This is a genomic window from Arthrobacter sp. OAP107, from assembly GCF_040546765.1.
In the GTDB taxonomy this organism is placed as follows: domain Bacteria; phylum Actinomycetota; class Actinomycetes; order Actinomycetales; family Micrococcaceae; genus Arthrobacter.
Map to the genome: position 1 here is coordinate 1,771,069 of NZ_JBEPOK010000001.1, position 20,313 is coordinate 1,791,381.

General features: G+C 65.2%; 29 protein-coding genes, 1 tRNA gene and 2 pseudogenes. 26 read left to right on the forward strand and 6 right to left on the reverse strand.

Annotated features, from left to right (window positions below; all coding sequences use genetic code 11):
- Positions 1-65 precede the first annotated feature (65 nt).
- The gene (locus ABIE00_RS08220) at positions 66-2,486 is read right to left on the reverse strand and encodes a type IA DNA topoisomerase (protein ID WP_354258944.1); all 2,421 of its coding nucleotides are present in this window, start codon (positions 2,484-2,486) and stop codon (positions 66-68) included.
- A 237-nt stretch (positions 2,487-2,723) separates the two neighbouring features.
- On the opposite strand from ABIE00_RS08220, the gene ABIE00_RS08225 reads away from it, so the two are divergent.
- From ABIE00_RS08225 to ABIE00_RS08240, 4 genes and pseudogenes are all read left to right on the forward strand, one after another.
- Positions 2,724-3,215 carry a hypothetical protein gene (locus ABIE00_RS08225; protein ID WP_056387674.1) on the forward strand — a complete coding sequence of 164 codons (492 nt, stop codon included), beginning with the start codon at positions 2,724-2,726 and terminating at the stop codon, positions 3,213-3,215.
- 137 nt (positions 3,216-3,352) lie between these two features.
- Positions 3,353-4,108: pseudogene (locus ABIE00_RS08230) on the forward strand (transposase); the annotation flags it as partial.
- Between the two features lie 262 nt (positions 4,109-4,370).
- Positions 4,371-4,787: a hypothetical protein gene (locus ABIE00_RS08235; RefSeq protein WP_354258948.1), complete on the forward strand. Its 417-nt coding sequence runs from the start codon at positions 4,371-4,373 to the stop codon at positions 4,785-4,787.
- 12 nt (positions 4,788-4,799) lie between these two features.
- Positions 4,800-4,961, forward strand: a pseudogene (locus tag ABIE00_RS08240) (IS110 family transposase); the annotation flags it as partial.
- A gap of 82 nt (positions 4,962-5,043) precedes the next feature.
- Here the strand turns inward: ABIE00_RS08240 and ABIE00_RS08245 are convergent.
- Together ABIE00_RS08245 and ABIE00_RS08250 are read right to left on the reverse strand one after the other, a co-directional pair.
- Entirely contained in the window at positions 5,044-6,081 is a 1,038-nt protein-coding gene (locus ABIE00_RS08245; RefSeq protein ID WP_354258951.1) for a hypothetical protein, read from the reverse strand.
- Positions 6,078-6,488 carry a hypothetical protein gene (locus ABIE00_RS08250; protein WP_208294365.1) on the reverse strand — a complete coding sequence of 137 codons (411 nt, stop codon included), beginning with the start codon at positions 6,486-6,488 and terminating at the stop codon, positions 6,078-6,080. The genes ABIE00_RS08245 and ABIE00_RS08250 overlap by 4 nt, the downstream gene beginning before the upstream one ends.
- Before the next feature lie 402 nt (positions 6,489-6,890).
- Between ABIE00_RS08250 and ABIE00_RS08255 the strand changes: the two genes are divergently transcribed.
- Both ABIE00_RS08255 and ABIE00_RS08260 read left to right on the forward strand, forming a co-directional pair.
- Positions 6,891-7,346, forward strand: coding sequence for a LexA family protein (locus ABIE00_RS08255; RefSeq protein WP_133830793.1), 456 nt, complete (start codon positions 6,891-6,893; stop codon positions 7,344-7,346).
- 15 nt (positions 7,347-7,361) lie between these two features.
- Positions 7,362-8,666: a Y-family DNA polymerase gene (locus tag ABIE00_RS08260; protein ID WP_354263306.1), complete on the forward strand. Its 1,305-nt coding sequence runs from the start codon at positions 7,362-7,364 to the stop codon at positions 8,664-8,666.
- 70 nt (positions 8,667-8,736) lie between these two features.
- Here the strand turns inward: ABIE00_RS08260 and ABIE00_RS08265 are convergent, their stop codons facing one another.
- The gene (locus ABIE00_RS08265) at positions 8,737-9,027 is read right to left on the reverse strand and encodes a hypothetical protein (RefSeq protein WP_056387658.1); all 291 of its coding nucleotides are present in this window, start codon (positions 9,025-9,027) and stop codon (positions 8,737-8,739) included.
- 109 nt (positions 9,028-9,136) lie between these two features.
- Positions 9,137-9,610 (reverse strand): hypothetical protein, encoded by a 474-nt coding sequence (locus ABIE00_RS08270; protein WP_354258956.1) that lies wholly within the window; start codon positions 9,608-9,610, stop codon positions 9,137-9,139.
- 220 nt (positions 9,611-9,830) lie between these two features.
- On the opposite strand from ABIE00_RS08270, the gene ABIE00_RS08275 reads away from it, so the two are divergent.
- The 3 genes from ABIE00_RS08275 (at position 9,831) to ABIE00_RS08285 (ending at position 11,449) form a co-directional block, all read left to right on the forward strand.
- Positions 9,831-9,974 carry a hypothetical protein gene (locus ABIE00_RS08275; RefSeq protein WP_354258959.1) on the forward strand — a complete coding sequence of 48 codons (144 nt, stop codon included), beginning with the start codon at positions 9,831-9,833 and terminating at the stop codon, positions 9,972-9,974.
- Between the two features lie 667 nt (positions 9,975-10,641).
- A complete protein-coding gene (locus tag ABIE00_RS08280; protein ID WP_354258962.1) occupies positions 10,642-10,905 on the forward strand; it encodes a hypothetical protein in 264 nt (87 codons plus the stop codon).
- A 106-nt stretch (positions 10,906-11,011) separates the two neighbouring features.
- Complete coding sequence (locus tag ABIE00_RS08285) at positions 11,012-11,449, forward strand: hypothetical protein (protein ID WP_354258964.1); 438 nt, start codon at positions 11,012-11,014, stop codon at positions 11,447-11,449.
- 213 nt (positions 11,450-11,662) lie between these two features.
- Here the strand turns inward: ABIE00_RS08285 and ABIE00_RS08290 are convergent, their stop codons facing one another.
- Positions 11,663-12,496: a hypothetical protein gene (locus ABIE00_RS08290; protein ID WP_354258967.1), complete on the reverse strand. Its 834-nt coding sequence runs from the start codon at positions 12,494-12,496 to the stop codon at positions 11,663-11,665.
- A 324-nt stretch (positions 12,497-12,820) separates the two neighbouring features.
- Here ABIE00_RS08290 and ABIE00_RS08295 point away from each other — a divergent pair, with 324 nt between their 5' ends.
- From ABIE00_RS08295 to ABIE00_RS08375, 17 genes are all read left to right on the forward strand, one after another.
- A complete protein-coding gene (locus ABIE00_RS08295) occupies positions 12,821-13,471 on the forward strand; it encodes a homing endonuclease associated repeat-containing protein (protein ID WP_354258970.1) in 651 nt (216 codons plus the stop codon).
- A gap of 73 nt (positions 13,472-13,544) precedes the next feature.
- Positions 13,545-13,856: a hypothetical protein gene (locus tag ABIE00_RS08300; RefSeq protein ID WP_354258973.1), complete on the forward strand. Its 312-nt coding sequence runs from the start codon at positions 13,545-13,547 to the stop codon at positions 13,854-13,856.
- A gap of 86 nt (positions 13,857-13,942) precedes the next feature.
- Positions 13,943-14,233 carry a hypothetical protein gene (locus ABIE00_RS08305; RefSeq protein ID WP_354258976.1) on the forward strand — a complete coding sequence of 97 codons (291 nt, stop codon included), beginning with the start codon at positions 13,943-13,945 and terminating at the stop codon, positions 14,231-14,233.
- Positions 14,234-14,433: 200 nt separating this feature from the next.
- Positions 14,434-14,754 carry a hypothetical protein gene (locus ABIE00_RS08310; RefSeq protein WP_354258979.1) on the forward strand — a complete coding sequence of 107 codons (321 nt, stop codon included), beginning with the start codon at positions 14,434-14,436 and terminating at the stop codon, positions 14,752-14,754.
- Positions 14,754-14,993, forward strand: coding sequence for a hypothetical protein (locus ABIE00_RS08315; RefSeq protein WP_354258982.1), 240 nt, complete (start codon positions 14,754-14,756; stop codon positions 14,991-14,993). Before ABIE00_RS08310 ends, ABIE00_RS08315 begins: the two co-directional genes overlap by 1 nt.
- Positions 14,994-15,012: 19 nt before the next feature.
- On the forward strand, positions 15,013-15,276 hold the full coding sequence (locus ABIE00_RS08320; RefSeq protein WP_354258985.1) for a hypothetical protein: 264 nt from the start codon (positions 15,013-15,015) through the stop codon (positions 15,274-15,276).
- Between the two features lie 232 nt (positions 15,277-15,508).
- Positions 15,509-16,000, forward strand: a complete 492-nt coding sequence (locus ABIE00_RS08325; protein ID WP_021473537.1) for a single-stranded DNA-binding protein — start codon at positions 15,509-15,511, stop codon at positions 15,998-16,000.
- A 175-nt stretch (positions 16,001-16,175) separates the two neighbouring features.
- Positions 16,176-16,439 (forward strand): hypothetical protein, encoded by a 264-nt coding sequence (locus ABIE00_RS08330; protein ID WP_133830782.1) that lies wholly within the window; start codon positions 16,176-16,178, stop codon positions 16,437-16,439.
- Positions 16,436-16,666 carry a hypothetical protein gene (locus tag ABIE00_RS08335; protein ID WP_354258990.1) on the forward strand — a complete coding sequence of 77 codons (231 nt, stop codon included), beginning with the start codon at positions 16,436-16,438 and terminating at the stop codon, positions 16,664-16,666. The genes ABIE00_RS08330 and ABIE00_RS08335 overlap by 4 nt, the downstream gene beginning before the upstream one ends.
- Positions 16,667-16,885: 219 nt before the next feature.
- Positions 16,886-17,023, forward strand: coding sequence for a hypothetical protein (locus ABIE00_RS08340; protein WP_354258993.1), 138 nt, complete (start codon positions 16,886-16,888; stop codon positions 17,021-17,023).
- A 27-nt stretch (positions 17,024-17,050) separates the two neighbouring features.
- Complete coding sequence (locus ABIE00_RS08345) at positions 17,051-17,464, forward strand: hypothetical protein (RefSeq protein WP_354258996.1); 414 nt, start codon at positions 17,051-17,053, stop codon at positions 17,462-17,464.
- A 66-nt stretch (positions 17,465-17,530) separates the two neighbouring features.
- Positions 17,531-17,676 (forward strand) — tRNA-OTHER (locus ABIE00_RS08350).
- A gap of 62 nt (positions 17,677-17,738) precedes the next feature.
- On the forward strand, positions 17,739-18,047 hold the full coding sequence (locus ABIE00_RS08355; protein ID WP_316963717.1) for a hypothetical protein: 309 nt from the start codon (positions 17,739-17,741) through the stop codon (positions 18,045-18,047).
- Positions 18,048-18,064: 17 nt separating this feature from the next.
- Positions 18,065-18,367 (forward strand): hypothetical protein, encoded by a 303-nt coding sequence (locus ABIE00_RS08360; RefSeq protein ID WP_354259000.1) that lies wholly within the window; start codon positions 18,065-18,067, stop codon positions 18,365-18,367.
- Between the two features lie 163 nt (positions 18,368-18,530).
- A complete protein-coding gene (locus tag ABIE00_RS08365; protein WP_354259003.1) occupies positions 18,531-19,178 on the forward strand; it encodes a thermonuclease family protein in 648 nt (215 codons plus the stop codon).
- A gap of 37 nt (positions 19,179-19,215) precedes the next feature.
- Entirely contained in the window at positions 19,216-19,554 is a 339-nt protein-coding gene (locus ABIE00_RS08370; protein WP_354259006.1) for a hypothetical protein, read from the forward strand.
- Between the two features lie 141 nt (positions 19,555-19,695).
- Positions 19,696-20,289, forward strand: coding sequence for a hypothetical protein (locus tag ABIE00_RS08375; RefSeq protein WP_354259009.1), 594 nt, complete (start codon positions 19,696-19,698; stop codon positions 20,287-20,289).
- Positions 20,290-20,313: the final 24 nt, after the last annotated feature.

The window sequence follows — 20,313 nt, forward strand, 5'->3', positions numbered from 1 at the left end:
TAAGTGGGCGGGCAGTCTATCGGACTGGCCCCCGAATAATCATTCAGGAACGAGTCCCCACAACCTCAGCCGAAGGAGGGGACGAGCTTCTTCTTGCCGCCCTCGTTCCTCCACTGAAGCTCGGCGTCGAACTTCTTTCCCTTGCTCGAGGTGAAGCCCGTACCCTTGATCGTCTTGCCCGCGGCCAGTGCCGCGTGCTGGTCGTCGGTGAAGGCAACCCCGCACCAGCTCTTCGGTGGGGAGTCCAGGGAGGCCTCGAAGTCAGGCGCGATCTTCTTACCCTCACCCTTCTTCTCCTCGCGGAAGAAGACCTTGCACTGGAAGCGGTTGCCCTTCTTTGAGACGAAGTCGCTGGACTCGACGCCCTCGCCAGCCATGAGGCGGTCGATCTCCTCGGGCGTAAAGGTGTAGTGGCACCAGGATGCCGGCGGCAACGCGTTGCCGCTGGCGTCGCGCCGGCCGAAGCCGAGCTTCTGGAACCCGACGAACTTCCGGCCCTTGAAGGTACCCTCGCCAAGCTCGCCGAAGACCTCGTAGGCCTTGCCCGTGGTGCTCTTCGCCGAAAACTCGATCGTCTCCCCGGCCAGCAGCCGGGCGACCTCGTCGTCGGTGAAGCGGTGGCCGCCCCACTCACGCGCGAACTCCACATCCTTGCCCGTCTTGGCCCAGGTGCCCTGCGCCCGCTCCTTCCGGGTGACGGCCTCCTCCTTGAGCCCCAGTGCGGAGCGCATCGTCGCGGCGTTCTTCTGCATGGTCGCGATGTCCTCGCGCACCCAGTCGGCCACGACCGCGAGGCGCTCCTCTGCGCTCGGGCCGGTGCCCGCGGCAATCTCCTTCATATCGGCATAGACCTTCTCGGTCAGCGCCAGGTCGCCGATCCGGGTGCCCGGCAGCAGCCGCCAGCTCATGTCCCCGGCCTCGGCCAGGGTGAGCTTGCGGCCCTTCTCCAACAGCAGCGGGTACTTCGTCTTCGTCGAGGTCACCTCGGAGTACGTCGAGGTCCGGGTAGCACCGGTGCCCACGTCGCGCTTCTCCAGCTGCTTCATCAGCCACTTCATGCTCGGGTGCTCGGGGCGCTTGTTCGCACCCTCGAAGACGAAGGGCTCAGCGTTGGTGCCCAGGCCCTTGGCCGATTCGTTCTCATCGCCCTCGGCGGTGTCGTCGCCGGCGTCCGGATCGAACACCGCCTTCCAGCCCGCCGACAGCGGGACGTTGGCGATGCCCACGAAGTCCGGGTAGTCCTTGACGTGGCCCTTCTGCTGCTCGTAGACGTAGTCCTCGGCGATCATCGCCAGATAGTTCTTGCCCAGCGTCTCGTAGATCAGGCGGCCGGCCTTGCCGAAGCGCTGCTCGACCTCGTCCAGTGAAGCGGGCACCTTCGGGCCCGGCCGGTTCGCACCGTGCGCGCCCTGGGGCTTGACGTGCGTCTTGCGCGGCTGGCGGTGCGTCAGGAGCTTCACGTCCACGCCCACGACCCCGGCGATCTTGTCCACCAGGGGCGCGAGCTCGTCGAACTGCTCGGGCGTGATCGTCACGTCGGCAGTGCGCGGGTAGCTGACGGCCTGGGCCTCGTACATGGACTGGTAGGTCGAAAGCACGAGCTGGGCCTTGATCCCCTTGCCCACCAGGAGCGAGGACAGTGCGGCCAGGTCCAGCAGCTTCGGTGGCGCGGTCTGCTTCGTCGCCTTGCCGTCGAGCACGACGGGGGAGGGGCCGTACTGGTTCGGCACCTGGTCCTTCTGGTCGAACCGCGGCTCCTCCGGATTCGCGTACATCACGTCGTTCTCGTCACGGAACCGGTTCTGGAAGAATGGCTTCTTGATGTAGTCGTTGTACGCCTTCAGCTGGTCGCCGACGAGCTTGACCATCGCCGACTTCAGCCGGCCCTGGCGCAGCACCGTGTCCTGCCCGGACTGGCGCGCCATGTTCGTGGCGATGCGGGTGAACTGCATCGAGAGCAGGTCGAACTGCGAACGGTAGCGCGCCTTGCGGTACTCGTCGAAGTCCATGAGCGACGGAATGACCTTGCGCGCGGCGAAGGCCTTCTGCAGCGAGGCCGGAGCCTCATCAGTGAAATACATGCGCGACCACTTGCCTGGCTTCAGCCCCAACTCGAGGAAGGCATTGACCGCGATCATGCCGCCCTCGCCCGTGGGGTCGACGTCGGTGGCGATCACGATCTCGTCGCACTTGCACAGGGTCCGCTTCACGTCCTGGGCGACAGAGCTCGCGTTCTTGATCACCTCCAGACTCCAGTCCAGCTGCTGAGGGTCCCAGGGCAGGTTGCCCAGGTCCCAGGTCCGGTACTTCCCGGCCACGTCCGGATCCGCCACCATCCGGTGCGGATCGACGAACTCGTACAGGTGCCCCCGGGCGTGGGCGATGACGAACTGCTCCCCGTTGTACGTGCCGTTCATGCCGCCGAGGGCTGCAGCGAAGTGCCGCGCCGCGCTCGGTTTCTCGGTGAGGATCCCGACAACCATCATGACTCCCTTTCGTCGGTGACTCATAAACCAGTCGACTCATAAATCAGTCACAAGTCTATCGATAGAATGAGTCGAATGGCGAGTCTGAGCGAGTCGCATGGCGAGTCGAGTGGGAGCGGCGAGACCCGCGCCGGCACGCCGGTCAGAGAGGGTCTGGATCATTCACGGCGACCCCGGATCGAGGTAACGTCTATAGAGTCGCCACCCGCTCACGCCCGACCCAGGAGCACGAATCCCATGGCCCTCGACCACGCTTTCCTGCGCACACCACAGGACTTCAGCAGCATGCTCATCGAGATGCAGGAGGGCAGCTGGCCGCCGGACGAGGCGGACATCATCCGTATCGCCCAGGGGTGCTCGATGCTGATCGAGTGCATCGACGCCTGGGAGAGCGCCACGCACGGCAAGAACGTCTTCGACGTCGCCCGCGGAGAGATCTGCACGGCCGACGTACGGCGGCTCCTCGCCCAGGAGGTCTCACTGAGCTACGAGGGCGACGTCGCGGTGCTGTTGGTGCCGCCTGCGGACGAACGTGTGCGCGTGGAAATCCGTGCCGACGTCGACGAATACCAGGGCCTGCTGCGCCGTCCGGAGATGGTCCTGGATTGGGAGCAGGATGGCAAGCAGCACGAGCACTACATCTCACTCAAGCCCAAGGGCGCGCACTGGTACATGCTGTCGCAGCTGCGCGACGACATGAAGGAAGGCCGGCTCACCGTCCGGTCCTAGCTCCGCCGGCCGTGGGCCTCCTGCGGCCTCTAGAATGAAATCAGCCCGTTGCCTGATGGCACCGGGCTGATGGGTTCGACTACAGAGGGGCGCAGGTCAGCGGCCCAGGTTCACGGGACGGCCGGTTTCGCCATTCCGCTGCCGCGATCGCCGCATCAGTCGTCGTGCTCGAACAATCCCAGCTGCGCAATCCCCGACACGACGATGGCGTCCGTGCAGCACTGCGAGTCATGGTCTCGGCGCGGGAGCAGATGACGATCGAGCGCACTGCGAAGGTCAATGCCCTCACCGCTCTCCTGCGCACCGTTGATCTCGGCGTCGACGCGCGCAGGCCCCTCACCGGTACCAAGATCACGGAGATCTCTCACTGGCGCGTCCGCGACGAGCCCCTCGCCGCTGCCACTGCCCGGGCCGAGACTCTCCGGCTCGCCAAGCGCATCGCCGTGCTTGATTCCGAGCTCAAGGACAACAACTCCCGGACCACCGAGCTCCTCGAAGCCAGCCCCGCGGCCCCCTTGCTAGATGAAACGGGAGTTGGTCCTGTCACCGCGGCCGTGGTTTACACGGCGTGGTCGCATCTGGGCCGAGTGCGTTCTGAGGCCGCCTTCGCCGCTCTCGCCGGAGTGAGCCCGATTCCCGCATCCTCGGGAAACACCACCCGGCACCGGCTCAACCGGGGCGGTGACAGACGCCTCAACAGAGCCCTCCATCTGGCCACGGTCGTCAGAATGGTCCATGATCCCGCTACCCGGGCCTACGCCGAACGCAGGACAGCCGAGGGCAAGAGCTCACGCGAGATCCGTCGGTGCCTCAAGCGATACCTCGCCCGCCATCTTTACCGCGCCCTGAATGCACTCCACGCTGCCACTGAAGCGATCCCAATCGCACCTTGACAGATATTAGAAGATTCACCCCTTCTAGGCCCTGCAAGACCGACTGGTGAACCCATTCAGCAGGCACCAGCGGGCATGACAAGAGGCACCCCGCAGGGTGCCTCGCTGTGGCGGCGGCTGATGGGCTGGCGGTAATGGTTGAATTGTTTTATGAAACGTGTTTGGGGGATTACTACCGTTGCGCTGCTGGCATTGACCGGCTGTGCTTCGACCACTACGGCTGCGCCCGCTGCCACCAAATCGGCACCTGCATCGTCGCTGTATGACAGGAGACCTAGTCAGGAACAGGGAGACGCACTGGCGGGCCTACGTAAAGGCAGAGCAAGCTACGGGTCCGAACCTGATGGCAAACATGCCCGGCGTCTATTCTGAGATGACTGTCGAAGGGAAATTTGAGCCGGTGAAAAAGACTCGGAATCTTCCTTCCGACGGTACGCCCGCCGTGGTCTGGCAGGCCGTGGTCTCGTTCGACTACAGGTACCTCCCGGATTCTGACCTCTCGGGGGCACCCCAACAGCTCGAGGCATCAAGAGCACAGGTTGAACGGTTGTGCGAAACTGCGATCTTCCCGGGCATGAGGGCATTTGGCGTGGATACCCCAATAACAGTGCTATTCAGGTATAGCGCCGCGGATCGCATTTTACCGATAAAGACTCTGATGTGCAGCACCTCCCGCTAGTAGGGGTGAATGGTCCATGATCCCGCTACCCGGGCCTACGCCGAACGCAGGACGGCCGAGGGCAAGAGCTCACGCGAGATCCGTCGGTGCCTCAAGCGATACCTCGCCCGCCATCTCTACCGTGCCCTGAATGCACTCCACGCTGCCACTGAAGCGATCCCAATCGCACCTTGACAGATATAGAAGATTCACCCTTTTTACGGTTCGCGGAGACGCACCGCAGGACCGTTCGCTGTATTCCAGTGCGTCACGGCGCTCATCGGATCGGCCGCCCTTCCCGCTCGCGCTCGAGCTTCGCCTGCTTCTTCGTCGCCTCCCGCACCCGGTCCCGGACGAAGACCGCGTCCTTGTGCGTGATCGGAGCCTCGTGGACATTGTGCGAGCCGCGCAGGAAGTTGCTCGTGCGGTCCGCGATCGAGTACGCGAGTGCCTGCTCGATCGCCGCGCTGGTCTCCTTTACCTCACCCAGCTGCCCGTGCAGCGCGGCCAGGCCCTGGGTCTGCTCACGGCCCCTCCGCTCCAGGGATTCCATGCGCGCCGCGATGCTGCCCAGCAGCGGATCACGGGAGCGGAACAGCTGCGCCGCGCGCCGGGTGGCAGCATCAGTCGCCAGTCCAAGGTCGAGCTGGGCCAGCAGAAAGGCCGTGACCAGGCTTGCCTGGCTCAACCGCTCGGCGAACTCGCGGGCTGCCGTGTCGCCGACACCGAGCTCACGGACGGCCGCTGAGCGCAGCTGCTCCCGCAGCGCGCCGACGATGGCCTCGGGCAGGGCCCGGACGGCAGGCTGGCTCTTCACGCCCTCGAGCCGGAAGCCGCTCTGTGGCAACGACTCGCTGCCTTCATCCCCTCCACCGGAGCCGCCCCTGGCCGCCGCAGACTGCACGGCCTCCTGATGGTCGGTGTGCTGGAGCGGGACGGGCGGGAGGAGGTTGGCATCTTCCGGCGGCGACACCGGGAGGGCCGCGGGGTGTGCTTCGGCGTCTGCGTCGTCGTGCACCTGCGGCATCGCTGCTTTGTCCACGGCGACGGCGTCGCTCTGGGCCGGGGGAGTGGCGCTGCCTGCTCCCGAGCCTCCACGCTGGCCGGCACCGGTGTCCCGGTCAAGGTTCTCGGCGCTCTGCTGCGGGGCCTCATCCTTCTCCGGCGTGTCCTGCTCCGGCTCCGCCGGCTGTGCCCGTTCCTGGGCCCGCTTCAGGCCCTCGCTCCCGCCGGTCCGGTACGCATCGAGGAAGGACGTGTCGACGTCCATCAGCTCGTCGGTGGACGGCATGATCTCGTTCAGCCCCTGGCTCACGTCAGCTCCCCGTTCTCCTCGTCCAGCAGATAGTTGTCGCCCCTGGTCAGCCCGAGCAGGGAATCGAAGCCCATGGTCACGACCCGCTCGAGGTTGGCGTTGTTCGTCGAAAGCGCCTTGAGCTCGTCGACGACCTGGTTGATACGCGCGGTGAGCAGATCAGGGATGTCGAAGTCGAGATTCTCGCGCCGGATCTTCTCGGCGATCGCCTCGGCGTAATACTCGTTGGCGGAGGGGTAGCCGCGCCGCTGCGCCCAGTACTCCGCCCGCTGCTTCTCGTCCGAGGACAGGCGGGTAAAGACCCGCTCCCTGCGGTCGCTGCCGTTCTGGTCGATGCTCGGTCCACCGGACCTGGTCGCAGCCCGCGCAGCGGGAGGCGCAGCCTTCGGCTCGTCGACGACGGTCATGTCTGGCCTCTCCTGTCATATTCGACTGATGTACGAGTCCATTCTAACGTCATTCGATTGTCTGTCACGAATGATTGGGCAATGACTTGTGACAGACCTTTGCGGAGAGGTCGGGCAGAGAGGTGGAGTCATCTGCGTCACCCGGTCAGCGCCTGATCGCGTGTCCCAGGCAGCCTCGGTTCCTCGACCCCAAGGCCGGGGCCGCTGAACGTTGGTTCGCACCTCCCGTTCGTGCGAAAAAGAGAAGGCCCCGACGCGCATGAAGCGCACCGGGGCCTTTATTCCTGCCCGCAGTCCCAGAGCCCAGGCCTGTCCGGTCCGCCCGGCAGTTGCTCCACGTTGCGTGCCGTTCCCGCCCGGGCGTACGATTCCATCGAACATATGTTCGAAAAGGAAGTGGACATGCAGGCCTCGCAGCCAGAACCGTTGGCGCTCGACGAGCCGCTGATACTCCCGTTCGCGCCGGAAGCCGTCGCCTGCGGCTTCCCCAGCCCTGCAGAGGGATATTGGTCCGGGGACCTTGATCTTGTCCAGCACCTGGTCCGGGACCCAACATGTACATTTGTCTGGCGTGCAGCCGGCCATTCCATGACCGGAGCCGGAATCAATGACGGCGACCTGCTGCTCGTGGACCGGGGGATCGATCCCGTTCCGGGCAAGATCGTGATCGCCGTCGTTGACGGCGAATACACCGTCAAGCGGCTGGACGTCATCCAGGGACGTACCGTTCTCGTGGCAGAGAACCTTGACTATGCGGACGTCGTTCTCCACGAACACACCGAGATGTCAGTCTGGGGCGTGGTCACATGGATTCTGTCTCCTGCGAAAACCAAACGTGGTGTCAGACCCCGCCTATAGTCTCCAGCCGTGGCAATGACGACTCTCACCCCAGCATCCGATCAAATCGCTCTCGTAGACTGCGTCTCCTTTTACGCCAACGCGGAGCGCGTCTTCGACCCCACGCTGCATGACCGGCCGACCCTTGTCCTCTCGAACAATGACGGCTGTGTGGTTGCCGCGTGCCCGCTGGTGAAGGAGCTCGATCCTGACATCATGGGCAAGCCGTGGTTCAAGATCCGCGGCTGGTGCCAGGCCAAGGGCGTCGAAGCCAGGTCATCGAACTATGAGCTCTATGGCTCGCTGAGTGCACGGGTTGCCACCATTCTGGGCCGCTTCAGTGCGTGGCAGGAAGTGTATTCGATCGACGAAAGCTGGCTGAAGCTGCGGGGCGCTCCTGAAGAACTCGAATCACGGGGACAGGAGATCCGACGGACTGTCCTCCAGCTGACCGGAATTCCTGTCCGCGTCGCGATCGGTCCCACGAAGACCCTCGCCAAGGTAGCGGCTCTCGGCATCAAGAAAAACCCCGCGTTCAATGGAGTTCTCGATCTCCGGCGGTTTTCAGAGGAGCAGCTTGACCGGATCCTTGACTCCCTCCATGTGACTGACCTCTGGGGCGTCGCCGGGCGTAACGGCAAGCGCCTGGCTGCGCTCGGCATCCACACGGCCAGAGAACTGCGCGACGCTGATGCCAAATGGCTCCGCAAACGGTTCTCCGTCGTCATGGAAAGAACCATCCTGGAGCTGCGCGGGCAAAAATGTATCGGGCTGGAGACCCAGCCGCCGGCTGCCAAGGACCAGCTGATCTATTCCAGGAGCTTCTCGCGCAAGCTTACGGACCCTGACGAGATGCATCAGGTTCTGTCGATCTACGCCCAGCGGGTCTCAGCACGTCTTCGGGCCCAGGGGTCCGTCGCCGGCGTGCTCTCGGTGTGGGCTTCGACCGGCTGGGCCGACGAAGGAACCGTCCCGCATTCAGCCCACCGGGCTGTTCCGCTGGCCATGCCGACCGATGACCCGATCGCGCTTACGAAAGCTGCCAGTGTGATCCTGCCTGATCTGTTTCCGACCGCCGGTATCCGCTACGCCCGTGCAGGAGTTGTACTCACGGGACTGCGCGCGGGTGACGGCGTTCAGTTCCTACCTGTGTTCCAATCCGAATTCGAAGATCGGGGAGTAGGGAAGGTACTTGACGAAATCACGAGAAAGCTCGGCGCGCAGGCAGTGGGTGTGGGCCTGGGTGGCATGAAGACCCCGCCGGCGTGGGAGATGAAGCGCGCCATGCTCTCGAAGCGCTGCACGACCCACTGGGACGAGCTGCCGGTCGCTGTGGCATAGCGGGGTAAGGGAAGCGCAGGACCTCAACAGCACCCGCGCCGGCAGCAAACTCGAGCAGCGACCTGCCACATTAAAGCGCGGCTTCGAGTTCCTCCGAGGAATACCCGAACATGTAATCCTCATCCTTACCGTGTGAGGCCCAGATCTGAGCTGCATCGTAAACACTCAGCGCCTCGCTGTCGTCATCGTCATCGTCATCGTCATCTAGACCGTAGCGACACTCAAGGCAGTACATCTCGGAGTAAACAAACTTTTTCACCAGGGGCGTCCCACAGTTGGGGCACGGGGGCGTTTCACCCTCGTAGACATCGATCTCGTCCCAGCTTTTTTCCTTCTTCGCAAGGAAATCAAAGATACCCAAAGGCCCTACCGTCCCAATACGTCCCGCCGAAGCCGTTTCTGATATGACATAAACCGCTGACGACAAGCACAACCGCAATTTTCGACACGGTCAGTATCGCATGCGCCTGTTAGGTACTACCTCCACGCGAGTAAGGCGATACCTGGACGAACTTTGTCTCGGTGCCGCCGGGACCGTAGTGCTGCACGCGCTGGTGCCCGCTGACATTATGCTCGGTCGGAGACTTTCTGCTGGCCTCCTCGCCGATGCCCTCGAAAGCCGCCTCCGTGAACTCAGGGATTTTCTCCCAGACCGCCGCGCTGACCTGCTTGAATGCTTCGGGCGACCTCAGTGTCAACAACGTGACCGCGCCAGCAGCCGCAAGAGCGCCAACGGCGAGACCTGTCTTGAAAGCCGGATGCTCCTTGATCCGCTGCCAGCGGGTCGGGCCCTGGCTCATATCCTGCTCGCAGGCTCCGGCGGCCTCAGAATTGCGCACTTCAATGGGCTCAGACTGGACTGACTTGTCCTTGGGCTGCTGAAGACGTGATGGATTGAGCGGCTGCGCCCGATCGCACGGGCCTTCTTGATCATGATCGGGCACTCGGGCAGTCTATCCTTTACCGGCAATCCCAGTCTCACTCCGGTCCGATTCAAGTTGCCGACCGTAGTCCGACACCGTTGATGGCGCGCCGATCAGAGACTCTCATTTCACAGCTTAGGCAGGCTACTCACTGCGCATGCTGTTACTTGACAACTTTCTCTTCTCCAACGGACAGAGGACGGCCGAGCAGGGCTCTATGCTCAGAGCTATGGAGGTTGAATTGACCATTGAAGATGCCCAGGGCGAAATGATGCGCGTCAGCGCGACGGGCCCCGACTATGACACCGCCATGGCTGCGGCGAAAGCAAAAATCCCGGAAGGATCCCGGATGATCATCATTCGCGTTCCGGACCGTGAGGTGTAACCGTTTCAGTATGCTCCTCCGCCCGGATACCCTGCTGAATTCACCTGGCCCCTTCCCAGCAAGGTCCTGGTCCGGCCAGAAGCAAGCAGTCCGGCATCAGGAAGCACCAGCCATAAAACCAAGACAGCGCCCGTGAAGGTTGGTCATTGCCAGGTCTGGCCACACCAGCAACGGCTCTCTTCGTGTTCCTGGATGACCAGGACCCGTTCCTCGCCGAGCAGAATGATGTCTTCGTAGCTGAGCATGCCTCCAGTGCAGCATCGGTTGCCGACTGCCGGTAGGGGAGTCCTGGTGTATGTGGAAAACCGCAGGGACGATCAAGCTCGTTCCGGTATGCCCAGCCGCCTCGATCCGGTGCCCTTCAACCTCCGTCCGAACCGGGCCTATCATGAGGGAGGGGACACCTATTGGCCGCTTGTCGGGACAGGTCATGGCACCACACAACGCGAATAGGCGGGACAACCGCATCCCTGGAATTGCGACATTGCGCCCCGGGCACCGCATCAGGGAAATACGCCAGGACCTCCATGACCGACACCCTGCCCGGGCCCGCTACCAGGTCATTGCTGCTCATCCTCCGTTAGCCGGCGGCGCACCCCTTGTGCCCCCGGCCTCGGATGAATATCAGATCCGTCTCTACACGCGGTCCCGTAGCGGAGACGTAAGGGTGCGACTCGCCGCGGTCAGGGAGGCCATAGCAACCTCGCCATATGTCTGGGAGGACCTTGCCGACGATGGCGTGCGGGAATGGGTTGAGCCTTCGATTGAGGACGACGCACTGTTGGCGGCTGCACTGGTGTCTCTGGGAACTTTGAGCGCCGAGGAACGCCCATATTTGGGGAAGTTTGTGGTCGAGCAGATCTACGAGATGCTGACGAGCGCGGAAGCGGCTTACTGGCAGCGGGCCGTATCAGGCCGCCGCCAGCACTGACCGAAACACCCTGGTTCCGAGATCCTAAGCTCTCAGAGCGGACCAAACGTCGTTCTTGAACCTGTGAAGCATGGGCCTCTCGGCTGAACTCTGCAAGAATCACGGCATGGTCGACCGCACTGCGTCCGATGAGCACTACGTGCTTGACCTGTGCGATGGCGTCCTCGGCATGAGCAGCTGTCGCCAAGCGACGTTCGATTGGCTCCGCGGCGACCCGTCCCATTTGCGACCCCTCGGCACCAAGCTACCCGTGGACGGCTTTTGGTCCGATCTCAAGCTCGTCGTCGAGTTCCAGGAGGAGCAGCATTCGAAACCGTCGCCGTTCTTCGATCGGCGGGAGACCGTCTCTGGTGTCGGTCGCGGCGAGCAACGTCGCCTCTACGACGAACGCAAGCGCCTTCTTATCCCCGAACATGGATTGAAGCTGGTTGTGATCGAGAAGTCCGCGTTTATCGTCAAGTCGAAGCGGATCCGGCGCGACCCGACGAGGGACATTGCCGTGGTGCGCGCGCACCTCGGCAATGCGCAGCCAAAACGGCTCTAGTGCCGACGTCGCCATCGAAGTGCTGTGACGCAGACACATCGAGCTCGACTCCTCAACAGGGTCCTCCACTCTGGAATGCTGCCATCTGGGGCTTGCTATGACTTCGGCAGCCTTGTGAACAGGAAAAGAAGAACCGGTGCGAGTATGCACCGGTTCTTATTTTGATCGGTAGAAGCCAACAACGGCAGGACGAAAACCCGCGATGGATGAGCCTCAGACCTTTGCGCTGGCCGTGCAGTCCACGAGTGCCGAGGTGAAGTCCTTCGACTTCCAGATCTTCTTGTCCTCGTCCTTCGGCAGGAAGTCCGAGATCGATCCGGCCCCTATTGATGCGCCGCCGGCGAGGAAGCGCAGCGTCTCCTGCGAGAACCCCGCCTGGAAGACGACGCCCGCCAGGCACTCGCCCGAGGCTGCGTAGGTCTTCTTCTGATCCTCGTTCAGCGCATAGGAGGAGAACGTCGAAACGAGCCCCGCGGTCAGCTGCGAGGAGGAGTTGATGCTCGTGCCCTGCGGCACCGGGAACTTCGGCGTGAGATCCGGCTGCCGGGCCTGGGGGAGCTCCTGTCCCTGCTTCGGCGGCGCGTAGACCTGATCCTTGCCGTCCTTGCTGGTCGTGGCACCCGGGGCCGGGGTCGGCGGGATCACCGCGTCGACGCAAGCGTCGAACTTGTCGCGCAGCTCGGGGGAGAGCATGATCGCGGCGTCCATCGCGCTGACCTCGCGCAGGCCATTTGCCACCGCGGCGATGTCGTCGCTGCCCTTGCCCACGATGTAGGCCTGCGCGGTGTCCGAGAGCTTCTTGTCCTGGGCGGCGCGGACCAGGCACGCGCCGCCGTCGGTGCTCTTGGCCCCGGTGCCCTGGAACACGAGCCGGTCCAGCGCCTTGCCGAGGTCCTCGCTGGTCACCTTCGCCGCGCTGGTGCTCGGGCTCGGCGATGGCTGCGCTGTCTCTGAGCCGGCGGAGCATCCGGCGAGCAGGCTGCCCAGCACCGCCAGTGCGGCGGCGGACAATGCCGCGTTCCTCGTCATTGGGGTCTTCATCGCCATGGCCTCTCCTGTCGGGTCGATGTCTGCGCCGGATGGCACAAAGCCCGCATCCGACTGGTCTTCCAGTACATCTTATCCGATAGGCCAATCGAATGGTCTATCGGTTGATGCGCGAAGAGCGACACCAAAGACGGCTGACAGAAGGTCTGCGCCAGGCCCTGGCGATGCCGGGTATCGCCAGAGGGCAGCTGGGCTGGGAGGGATCAACGGAGTTGATCCGGACGGGTGCTCGACGCGTCCCGAGCGCGTCACCCGGTCCCTGGTGGGCCGGGTCGGGACGGCATGCCGCGCCCGGACGACGCCGACCCGAGAGAAGGACTGCCAATGACCCGGACGACTGTGCCGACGGACCTGATGCCGCGCTGCCAGATCGCGGACCCGCAGGTGCAGGAGCACCTGCCGTGCCAGCACCACGAGAGCGGCGGCGTCCAGTGCGAGAACCCCGATCCGCACACGGACGATCACTGGATTTCGGAGCACACAATTTCCCACGCGCTGGCCGGAAACGGCTACGCCTGCACGGCATTCGACCCCGCAGAGCCGGCCCGAACCTTCCAAGGGTCTGTCCAGACCTACACCGAACAGCAGATGGTCGACGCGCTCCTGCGCTGCGCTGCGGACCGGGACAGCCTCCCGCGCAACGACTACATCCGCCGCAGACACGACGACGAACCATCCGCGCCGCTGCTGGAGCGCCGGTTCGGCTCCTGGAATGCAGCCCTGGAGAGAGCGGGCCTGAACACCACCGAGCAGCCGCTGCACTTCCAGGGCGCGACCACGAAGTGGACCGAGGAGATGATCCTCGACGCCCTGCGCGAGTGCTGGATCAAGACCGGCTCCATCGCCGTGCTCGCCTACGAGGCCTGGCGCACCGGCGGCACCGACGGCATCTGCCGGACCCATGTCCCGCCGGCAGCCACCATCCGGTTCCGGATGGGCAGCTGGTCGCGGGCCACGCAGCTCGCCGTGGGCTGAGCCGGCGGCCCTGGCGCGGGTGGCTGCCATCCCGCTCATCCCACTGACCGCACACAGACCGAAGGACTCCATCATGACGATCGTCCGCCCCCTCCATGACGTCATCGACGACGCACCGCCGTCGGACGCCATCGCACAGCAGATCCAACTGCAGGCCGCCGCTGCGCTCCTGCCCGAACAGGAGTGGTGCGGCGGCTGCACCCCCGGGGACGATCCGGTGCCCGACGTCGAGGGCGGCATCCCTGGCATGCCGCAGGACGTCGTCCTGCGCATGACGGAGCCGCTGCCGTTGCCCGCGGACTGGAAGGCCGCCTGGGGCCCGGCCCCGCTCTACGACATCGCGTACCTCGCCTGTGGGCACACCGTTGCCCGCCGGGCCTCCTGACCCGGAGCAGGGATGCAGCGACGCAGCGCAGCTGCGCCGGGGGACTCATCGACTGAACCACCGACCAGCGAAGGAGCGTCCCGCTCATGCCCATGACACCACTGCAGAGCTGGGCCCTCATCGTGCTCCTCGCCGTCTTTGTGCTCGGGCTCATCTGGCTCTACGCCGAGGCCGAGGCTGCGCTCCGGCGCAGACATACAGACAAAGCGGCAGTACAGCAGCCGCAGGCCGAGGAGGCAGACAGCTCGCTCGTTCCCATTCCTGTACCCACCGCCCGCCCGGCCCTTCGTCTCATCCAGGGGCAGTGCCACCAGGGCTCCGCGAGGTCCCGTCGCGGTCCCGCCGAGGTCTACGACTGGGCCCGCCGGGGAATCTAAAGAGACCCCTTCCGGCCCCTGGCCTCCTGCGCGGCTGGGTCAAGACTTCATGCAGCCCACCGCCGCACCACGAACAGCCCCGGGCCGTCGCGAGAAGCGCCGGACACACCGTTCCCGCCGCAGCCCGGCAACGAAGCCACGGCGGCCCGGGGTCAACAACCATTCACCTGCCCGTGCAGGCATCGAAAGCGAGAAGAACCATGGACCAGACCATCGCACCGCCCCTCATCAAGCACAGCGTCGCCGTCGACTTCGGCGTCATCGAGCTCACGGGCACCCTGCAGCACGCCGACGCCCAGCGCAGCCTCATACTCCTGACCGACGAGGCCCCCGAGCGCATCTCGGTGAACCTCGAGGCATATGGCCTCGTAGCCGGCCCGGGGCGAGTGTTCATCAAGGACTGGTCGGAACACGCTGGCCTGGCCGAGCGCCTGCAGGATGCGGGGTTCGTCCGCATCATGCGCTCCGTGACCGTCGGCCTGTTCGCCTCCACCGCCCACGAGGTCGAGGTGACGCTCTGATGGCCGCGGACACCCATGCGCTGAGCGTCCTGAAGCTGAGCACCGGCCACCTCGAGAAGATCGAGCAGCTCCAGGGACGGATGCTCGCCCTCGGCGAGGAACAGCTGGAGGTCGCGCGCCGCCAGCTCGAGGCCCAGGACACGCAGAACGTCCTCGCCTGGCTGCAGCTGCAGCAGGCCCAGGGGCACACACCCGACCCGACGCTCGTGGACCTGGTCCGCCGGCGGCTGCGGATCTGAAGCAGACAGGAGAAACGCCATGGACAACATCATCGAGAGCACCGGAGTCCTCATCGCCACTCTTGCCTTCATGATCTGCCTCGCGTGGCTGGGCTGGTTGCTGTTCCGGCGACGGTTCCCGAACCGGGACGGGCAGATCGCGTACCTGGAGGAGGACTACCGGCGGGCCTGCGAGAGCGGAGACGTGGCCGCGGCCGATCAGATCGAGGCTGAACTCTGGGATCTGGGGGCAGCACCGGGCTGGCCTGGGGCCGGGCGTACCGGGTTCGATCAGCGCAGCTGATGCGGGACCCGTGATGCAAGGGCATCTGGGATCAACGCAGTTGATCCGGAAGGAGCACTGAGGAGCGCTCGATCAGCACAGCTGATCCGAGTCTTCATTCGAAAGATCATCGTCTGATCAGCACAGCTGATCCGGATGGGGGTCTGAGAGACAACCGAACACTTCAACTCACCATCGCGCGCGGAGCAGGGACACTGCCCGCGCGTTTCGTGCACAACGAGGAGAAACACTCATGTCGAACCCCCGCAACTCCGCCACCGTCATCGGCCGCCTGACCAAGGACCCGGTGGTCTTCAACAACCAGGACGGCTCCAAGAAGGTCGCGTTCACCCTGATGGCCGACCACAACTACACCGACAGCCAGGGCAACCGCGGCGCTGACGCTGTGCCGGTCGAGGCTTTCGTGCGCGCGACCACCAACGGCATCGGCCCGTTCGCGAGCATCCACAAAGGTGACCTCGTGGCCGTGAACCTCAAGCTGCGCCAGGACCGCTACACCAAGAACGGTGTCGAGGTCTTCGAGCTCAAGGCAGTCGTCGAGGACATCACGTTCCTCGAGCCCCGCTCGGTGACCCAGGCCCGCGTGAACGAGCGCGTGGCTGCCGCCGAGGCGCAGAACCAGGCCCTGCAGACCCAGCCGGCTCCGGCTCCCGTCGCAGCCGCTGCCGCACCGCAGCCGGCCGTCGCCAGCGCCGTCCACAGCGAGGAGCTGCCCTTCTCCTGAGAAGCGCGCCCCGCACCCAGCACAACCCACAACTGAATAACAACCGAATAGGCGGCTCACGCACGCCGACAGTCCCCGTCCGAGGAGCCTCGCGCTGCTCGGACGGGGATCTGCTTTCGCTGGCCGCCGTCCTGCCCTGCCCCCAACGTCATCAGCCAAGAGAAGGAGTTCCGCCATGCAGATCGTCGCCGACGCGACCGTCGAGGCCACCGATCACGACCAGGCCCTGCACGCAGGGCTCACCGCCGTCGTCGGCTCGGTGATCACCGACCACCCCGGACCGGATGTCGAGGCCATGGTCGACGACGTCGTCACCGCCGTCATCCAGAAGCTGCGCCTTCACGCCAGCCAGGTCTTCGTCGCCGATCACGGTGGTACCCGCCCCGTGGAGCGCTTCCGCACCGTCACCGGGCGGATGGACCTGGAGGACCCGGAATGAGCCTGGTCCAGCAGCTCGAGCCCGCCGCCGAGGTCCATCGGGCTGCCGGGCTTCCCGCGGCGGCGCGGATCCTCGCCGAGGCATATCCCCAGATCGTCGACTTCGACCCCAGTGGGATGACGATCGAAGAAGTGCACTACTTCCTCGGTGAGTCGGCTGCCGTCGCCTTCTTCCAGTTCCTGGTCCTCACCAAGCGGTGCAAGGCCGCCGTCGGGATCCGGCGCTGAGAGCCTCCGTACAGAGCGGTTCGATCCCTCCGTGGCTCCGGCCCCACCAGCGCCCCGCGCGCCCTGCCCTGCCCTCCCGGCAGCAGCGGCGTGGCGGGGCGCTGTCTTTTCGTTCAGGTTTCGTTCCTGGCCGGGCGTGGAGGGGATCGGCACAGCCGATCCGGATCTGACGACGAAGGACAACGTCCCCGTCCTGCCACACTTCACTGGAGGTCCGCCATGTCTGGTCTCAGCTGCCCCAACTATGGCGCGCCGATGGAGTCCGACGCCCCCGCCACGGCCCGCGAACGGGCCGGCCGGAGCGGTTGCGCCTGCACCCACACCTGCCCGGAGTGCGGCTACTCCGAGATCCGCTAATCACCGCCCATCGACCGAGGAGGGGCCATGTCGACCTCCGTGCAGCACCGTCATCACCGCAACCACGACCACACCCTCACCGGCTTCCTGTCCGCCGTCGCAGCGGTCTTCCAGGAGCTGAACGCCGCCGACGCCGCCGACGAGCTCGAGCGCCACGTCGGCTGGGTCTCGCACTCGTGCGAGCCGGACTACCAGGTGCTCGTCGAGCTGATCGGCCCCGCGCCGGGCCTCGCCCTGCAGCTGGTCATCGACCTGGACATCGACTCGACGGTCGCCTCCGCGCAGATCGTCGGCACGGCCGATGACGAGTCGTTCACGACGGACGTCGAGGTCGGAGTCCGGTTCCTGTCCCATCTCGTCGAGCACCACCTCGCGCCAGCGGCCAGGCCGTGCGACGGCTGCACGGCTCCGGACTCCCTGCGGGCACCGACCTGGAAGTGAGTGGCGAACGGCTCCTCGTCCCTTTCCTCACAACCCCTCGCCGGCTCCTTCCCGGAACCGGCCCACGGCGCTCTAGCTCAGCGGCAGAGCACTCGGCGTTCTGACTGCCCGCGGTTCGATTCCGCATCAATCCCTGGTCGGGCAGACCCAGGCTACAGGCCCGTTGCAGGGCGACGCACGAGAGGTCACGGGTTCGATCCCCGTGAGCGCCACAGACCCAGGGTCGTACAGGCCCGAGCGATCCATCAGCTGCACCAGCCAGGAGGGCAATGCCATGACCGACACCATCACCCCCGCCTTCCTCGACATCGTCAAAGACGGCGGTCCTGCGGTCCAGGAGGCTCTGTTGCGCTCGACCGAGCGCCACCGCATCCTCGGCGGCAAGAGCGCCCGGATGCTGCGCCGGGGCGACCGGGTCGCGCTGCGCGACCTGAACCCCGATCTCGACGGTGGCACCGCCGTCGTCGAGCAGGTGCGGCCCTCGGTGGGCAGCACTGTCCACGTCCTCACCGTCGGCGGTGAGGCCCACCTCGTCCGCGGCTCGCGCCTCGTGCTCGTCGCCCGCGGACCGGAACAACCCTGACCAGCAAGGAAACCGCCATGTACACCGGACCCATCAGCAACGGCATGCTGCTCGGCATGACGCACAAGGGACGCAGCGCATTGATCCGCGAGCTCAGCCCGGACGTGCGCCGCAAGCTCGCACACATCGCCCCGCTCGGTGCCGAACAGGAGACCAGGAAAGCCGCCGAGCACTTCGACGCTGGCCGGCGCGTCTGGGCCGGTAACAGGCTCGACCACGCCCAGTCACTGAGCCGGCTCGCTGCTGAACTCACGGGCGAGCCCGACGGCGTCTTCATCGTCGAACCCATCGACTCCGGATCCGTCGCGGCAGGCAACTGATCGCTCTCACAGGACCTCTGGCACCGAGCGCATCGCTCAGGGCCGGGGGTCCTGTCTTTCTCTTTCCGGAACAGCCAGCACAGCTGGCAGGCGTGCCCGTGGAGAAGCACGCCTGCCACCCCGGCCAGAGCGCCCGACGACCACTCCAGCAAGGAACCCCACCATGAAGCGCACCCCCTCCGGATCTGTCTTCGGCGGCCTCATCGCCGCCGTGTTTTGTATCGTCACGCTGACCGGCTGCGAGGACCTGCCGATGGCCCCCGGCGTCCCGGGTACGCCGTCCACCAGCACTGCGGCAGCCCAGGACCCGGCACAGGTGTCCTCGGGCGGACCGGCGAGCGTGGAGACCAAAGTCATCCGCGTCATCGACGGCGACACCGTCGCCGTGCTGCCGGTGGCCGGCCTGCTCGAGGCGACCGACAAACATATCGGGATCCCCGAGCACACAGTCAGGCTCCTTGGCATCGACGCGCCCGAAATGAACTATCACAAGGATGCCGAGCCCGAGTGCGGCGCGAGAGCCGCTACTGATCATCTTGGCGGCATCCTGCCGCAGGGCATGCCAGTGACCATCGAGTTCGACCCCGGGGCAGACAGAACTGACCGTTATGGCCGTTCTCTCGCCTACGTCATCACACCGGCCCACAACGATGCCGCGCGACAGCAAGTCACCGACGGCTACGCCATGCCCTGGTTCCCCAAGGGCGAGCCGGAGCCCCAGCGGATCCCCGAGTACCGCACGGCGGCTGACAACGCCGTGGCACTGCATGCCGGTGCGCACTCACAGTGCTCCTCCATCGGCCGCGGCTGAGCTGCTGCACTTACAGACTACGAACCAGGAGAACCACATGCCCATCCCTACAGCACCCTCTGAGCTGGACGAACTCCAGGTCGGCGACAAGGTCCTCGTCAAGAGGGTCCTCGACCACCCCGCCTGGATGAAGCAGGTCCCGTGCGATCCCCGCAATGGCTCCACCACGAAGTACGTCCGCGACCCACAGGTCGTGGAGGAGCTGGGGGTGAGCAGCGTGATGGACCGCCGGGCGGTACCCGCGATCGCAGCTGCCGGCAACTGGCCGGGACGCGAGGCGCACACGCTGGTCCGCCTGCCCAACGGCTTCTGGTACGACTGCGCCACCGGCCTGCAGGACGGGTCCGGATCCACGCGCATCGAACGCGTGCACTGAGCCTGAACAGAGCCCGGCACGGGGGAGAGCCCCTGGTGCCGGGCTCGTCTCTTTCCTGGCGGCTCGTCAGATCGGCACAGCCGATCCGGATCTGGACTCGAAGGAGACACCCGCTCCTTCCTGACCAGAAGGAGCAGCACGATGAGCCACGACGACCACAAGTGCAGCCTGGCCCAGCTGGAGCGGGCGCTCGAGGCGCTCGACGGAAAGCTGAAGCGCCTGGGGCTGAACGCCCCGGTGCAGATCCGTGCGATCGGCGGCTTCGCGCTCATGAAGTACGGCATCCGTGCTGCGGACCGGGCATTCACCGTCGACATCGACAGCGTCACCGGCGATTTCGCGCCAGAGGTCATGGCGGCAATCCATGAGGTGGCCGACGAAATGAACCTGGAGCGCGACTGGATCAACAACGACAACGTGATGGACGGTGACGACGCTGAGCTCGTGGCCTCGATATACCAGGCGCGCTGGATCGACGACGACACAGCGTACGAGTGCATCAGGCTTCAGCTGGCCAGTGTCCCCACGCTGACCCGCGCCAAGATCATCGCCGCGGACACCGCGGAGTTCTCCGGCCGTGCACAGGACCTGCCGGATCTCCTGGAATTGCTCCGATTCCAGGGCATCACCACCGCTGCCCGGTTCGATGCTGCTTACCCGGATCCCTACGACGAATACCCCGCCGCCCGCGAGGCTGTGCACGAGCACTTCGCTGCGGACAGGACGTTCGCCTGAAGAAGACCCCACCGTCAGAGCGCG

Coding starts and splice junctions, on each gene's coding strand:
- ABIE00_RS08220 (WP_354258944.1), bottom strand. CDS start 2,486: ATGATGGTTGTCGGGATCCTCACCGAGAAACCGAGCGCGGCGCGGCAC.
- ABIE00_RS08225 (WP_056387674.1), top strand. CDS start 2,724: ATGGCCCTCGACCACGCTTTCCTGCGCACACCACAGGACTTCAGCAGC.
- ABIE00_RS08235 (WP_354258948.1), top strand. CDS start 4,371: ATGACAGGAGACCTAGTCAGGAACAGGGAGACGCACTGGCGGGCCTAC.
- ABIE00_RS08250 (WP_208294365.1), bottom strand. CDS start 6,488: ATGACCGTCGTCGACGAGCCGAAGGCTGCGCCTCCCGCTGCGCGGGCT.
- ABIE00_RS08255 (WP_133830793.1), top strand. CDS start 6,891: ATGCAGGCCTCGCAGCCAGAACCGTTGGCGCTCGACGAGCCGCTGATA.
- ABIE00_RS08260 (WP_354263306.1), top strand. CDS start 7,362: ATGACGACTCTCACCCCAGCATCCGATCAAATCGCTCTCGTAGACTGC.
- ABIE00_RS08285 (WP_354258964.1), top strand. CDS start 11,012: ATGGTCGACCGCACTGCGTCCGATGAGCACTACGTGCTTGACCTGTGC.
- ABIE00_RS08290 (WP_354258967.1), bottom strand. CDS start 12,496: ATGGCGATGAAGACCCCAATGACGAGGAACGCGGCATTGTCCGCCGCC.
- ABIE00_RS08295 (WP_354258970.1), top strand. CDS start 12,821: ATGACCCGGACGACTGTGCCGACGGACCTGATGCCGCGCTGCCAGATC.
- ABIE00_RS08300 (WP_354258973.1), top strand. CDS start 13,545: ATGACGATCGTCCGCCCCCTCCATGACGTCATCGACGACGCACCGCCG.
- ABIE00_RS08305 (WP_354258976.1), top strand. CDS start 13,943: ATGCCCATGACACCACTGCAGAGCTGGGCCCTCATCGTGCTCCTCGCC.
- ABIE00_RS08310 (WP_354258979.1), top strand. CDS start 14,434: ATGGACCAGACCATCGCACCGCCCCTCATCAAGCACAGCGTCGCCGTC.
- ABIE00_RS08315 (WP_354258982.1), top strand. CDS start 14,754: ATGGCCGCGGACACCCATGCGCTGAGCGTCCTGAAGCTGAGCACCGGC.
- ABIE00_RS08320 (WP_354258985.1), top strand. CDS start 15,013: ATGGACAACATCATCGAGAGCACCGGAGTCCTCATCGCCACTCTTGCC.
- ABIE00_RS08325 (WP_021473537.1), top strand. CDS start 15,509: ATGTCGAACCCCCGCAACTCCGCCACCGTCATCGGCCGCCTGACCAAG.
- ABIE00_RS08330 (WP_133830782.1), top strand. CDS start 16,176: ATGCAGATCGTCGCCGACGCGACCGTCGAGGCCACCGATCACGACCAG.
- ABIE00_RS08335 (WP_354258990.1), top strand. CDS start 16,436: ATGAGCCTGGTCCAGCAGCTCGAGCCCGCCGCCGAGGTCCATCGGGCT.
- ABIE00_RS08340 (WP_354258993.1), top strand. CDS start 16,886: ATGTCTGGTCTCAGCTGCCCCAACTATGGCGCGCCGATGGAGTCCGAC.
- ABIE00_RS08345 (WP_354258996.1), top strand. CDS start 17,051: ATGTCGACCTCCGTGCAGCACCGTCATCACCGCAACCACGACCACACC.
- ABIE00_RS08355 (WP_316963717.1), top strand. CDS start 17,739: ATGACCGACACCATCACCCCCGCCTTCCTCGACATCGTCAAAGACGGC.
- ABIE00_RS08360 (WP_354259000.1), top strand. CDS start 18,065: ATGTACACCGGACCCATCAGCAACGGCATGCTGCTCGGCATGACGCAC.
- ABIE00_RS08365 (WP_354259003.1), top strand. CDS start 18,531: ATGAAGCGCACCCCCTCCGGATCTGTCTTCGGCGGCCTCATCGCCGCC.
- ABIE00_RS08370 (WP_354259006.1), top strand. CDS start 19,216: ATGCCCATCCCTACAGCACCCTCTGAGCTGGACGAACTCCAGGTCGGC.
- ABIE00_RS08375 (WP_354259009.1), top strand. CDS start 19,696: ATGAGCCACGACGACCACAAGTGCAGCCTGGCCCAGCTGGAGCGGGCG.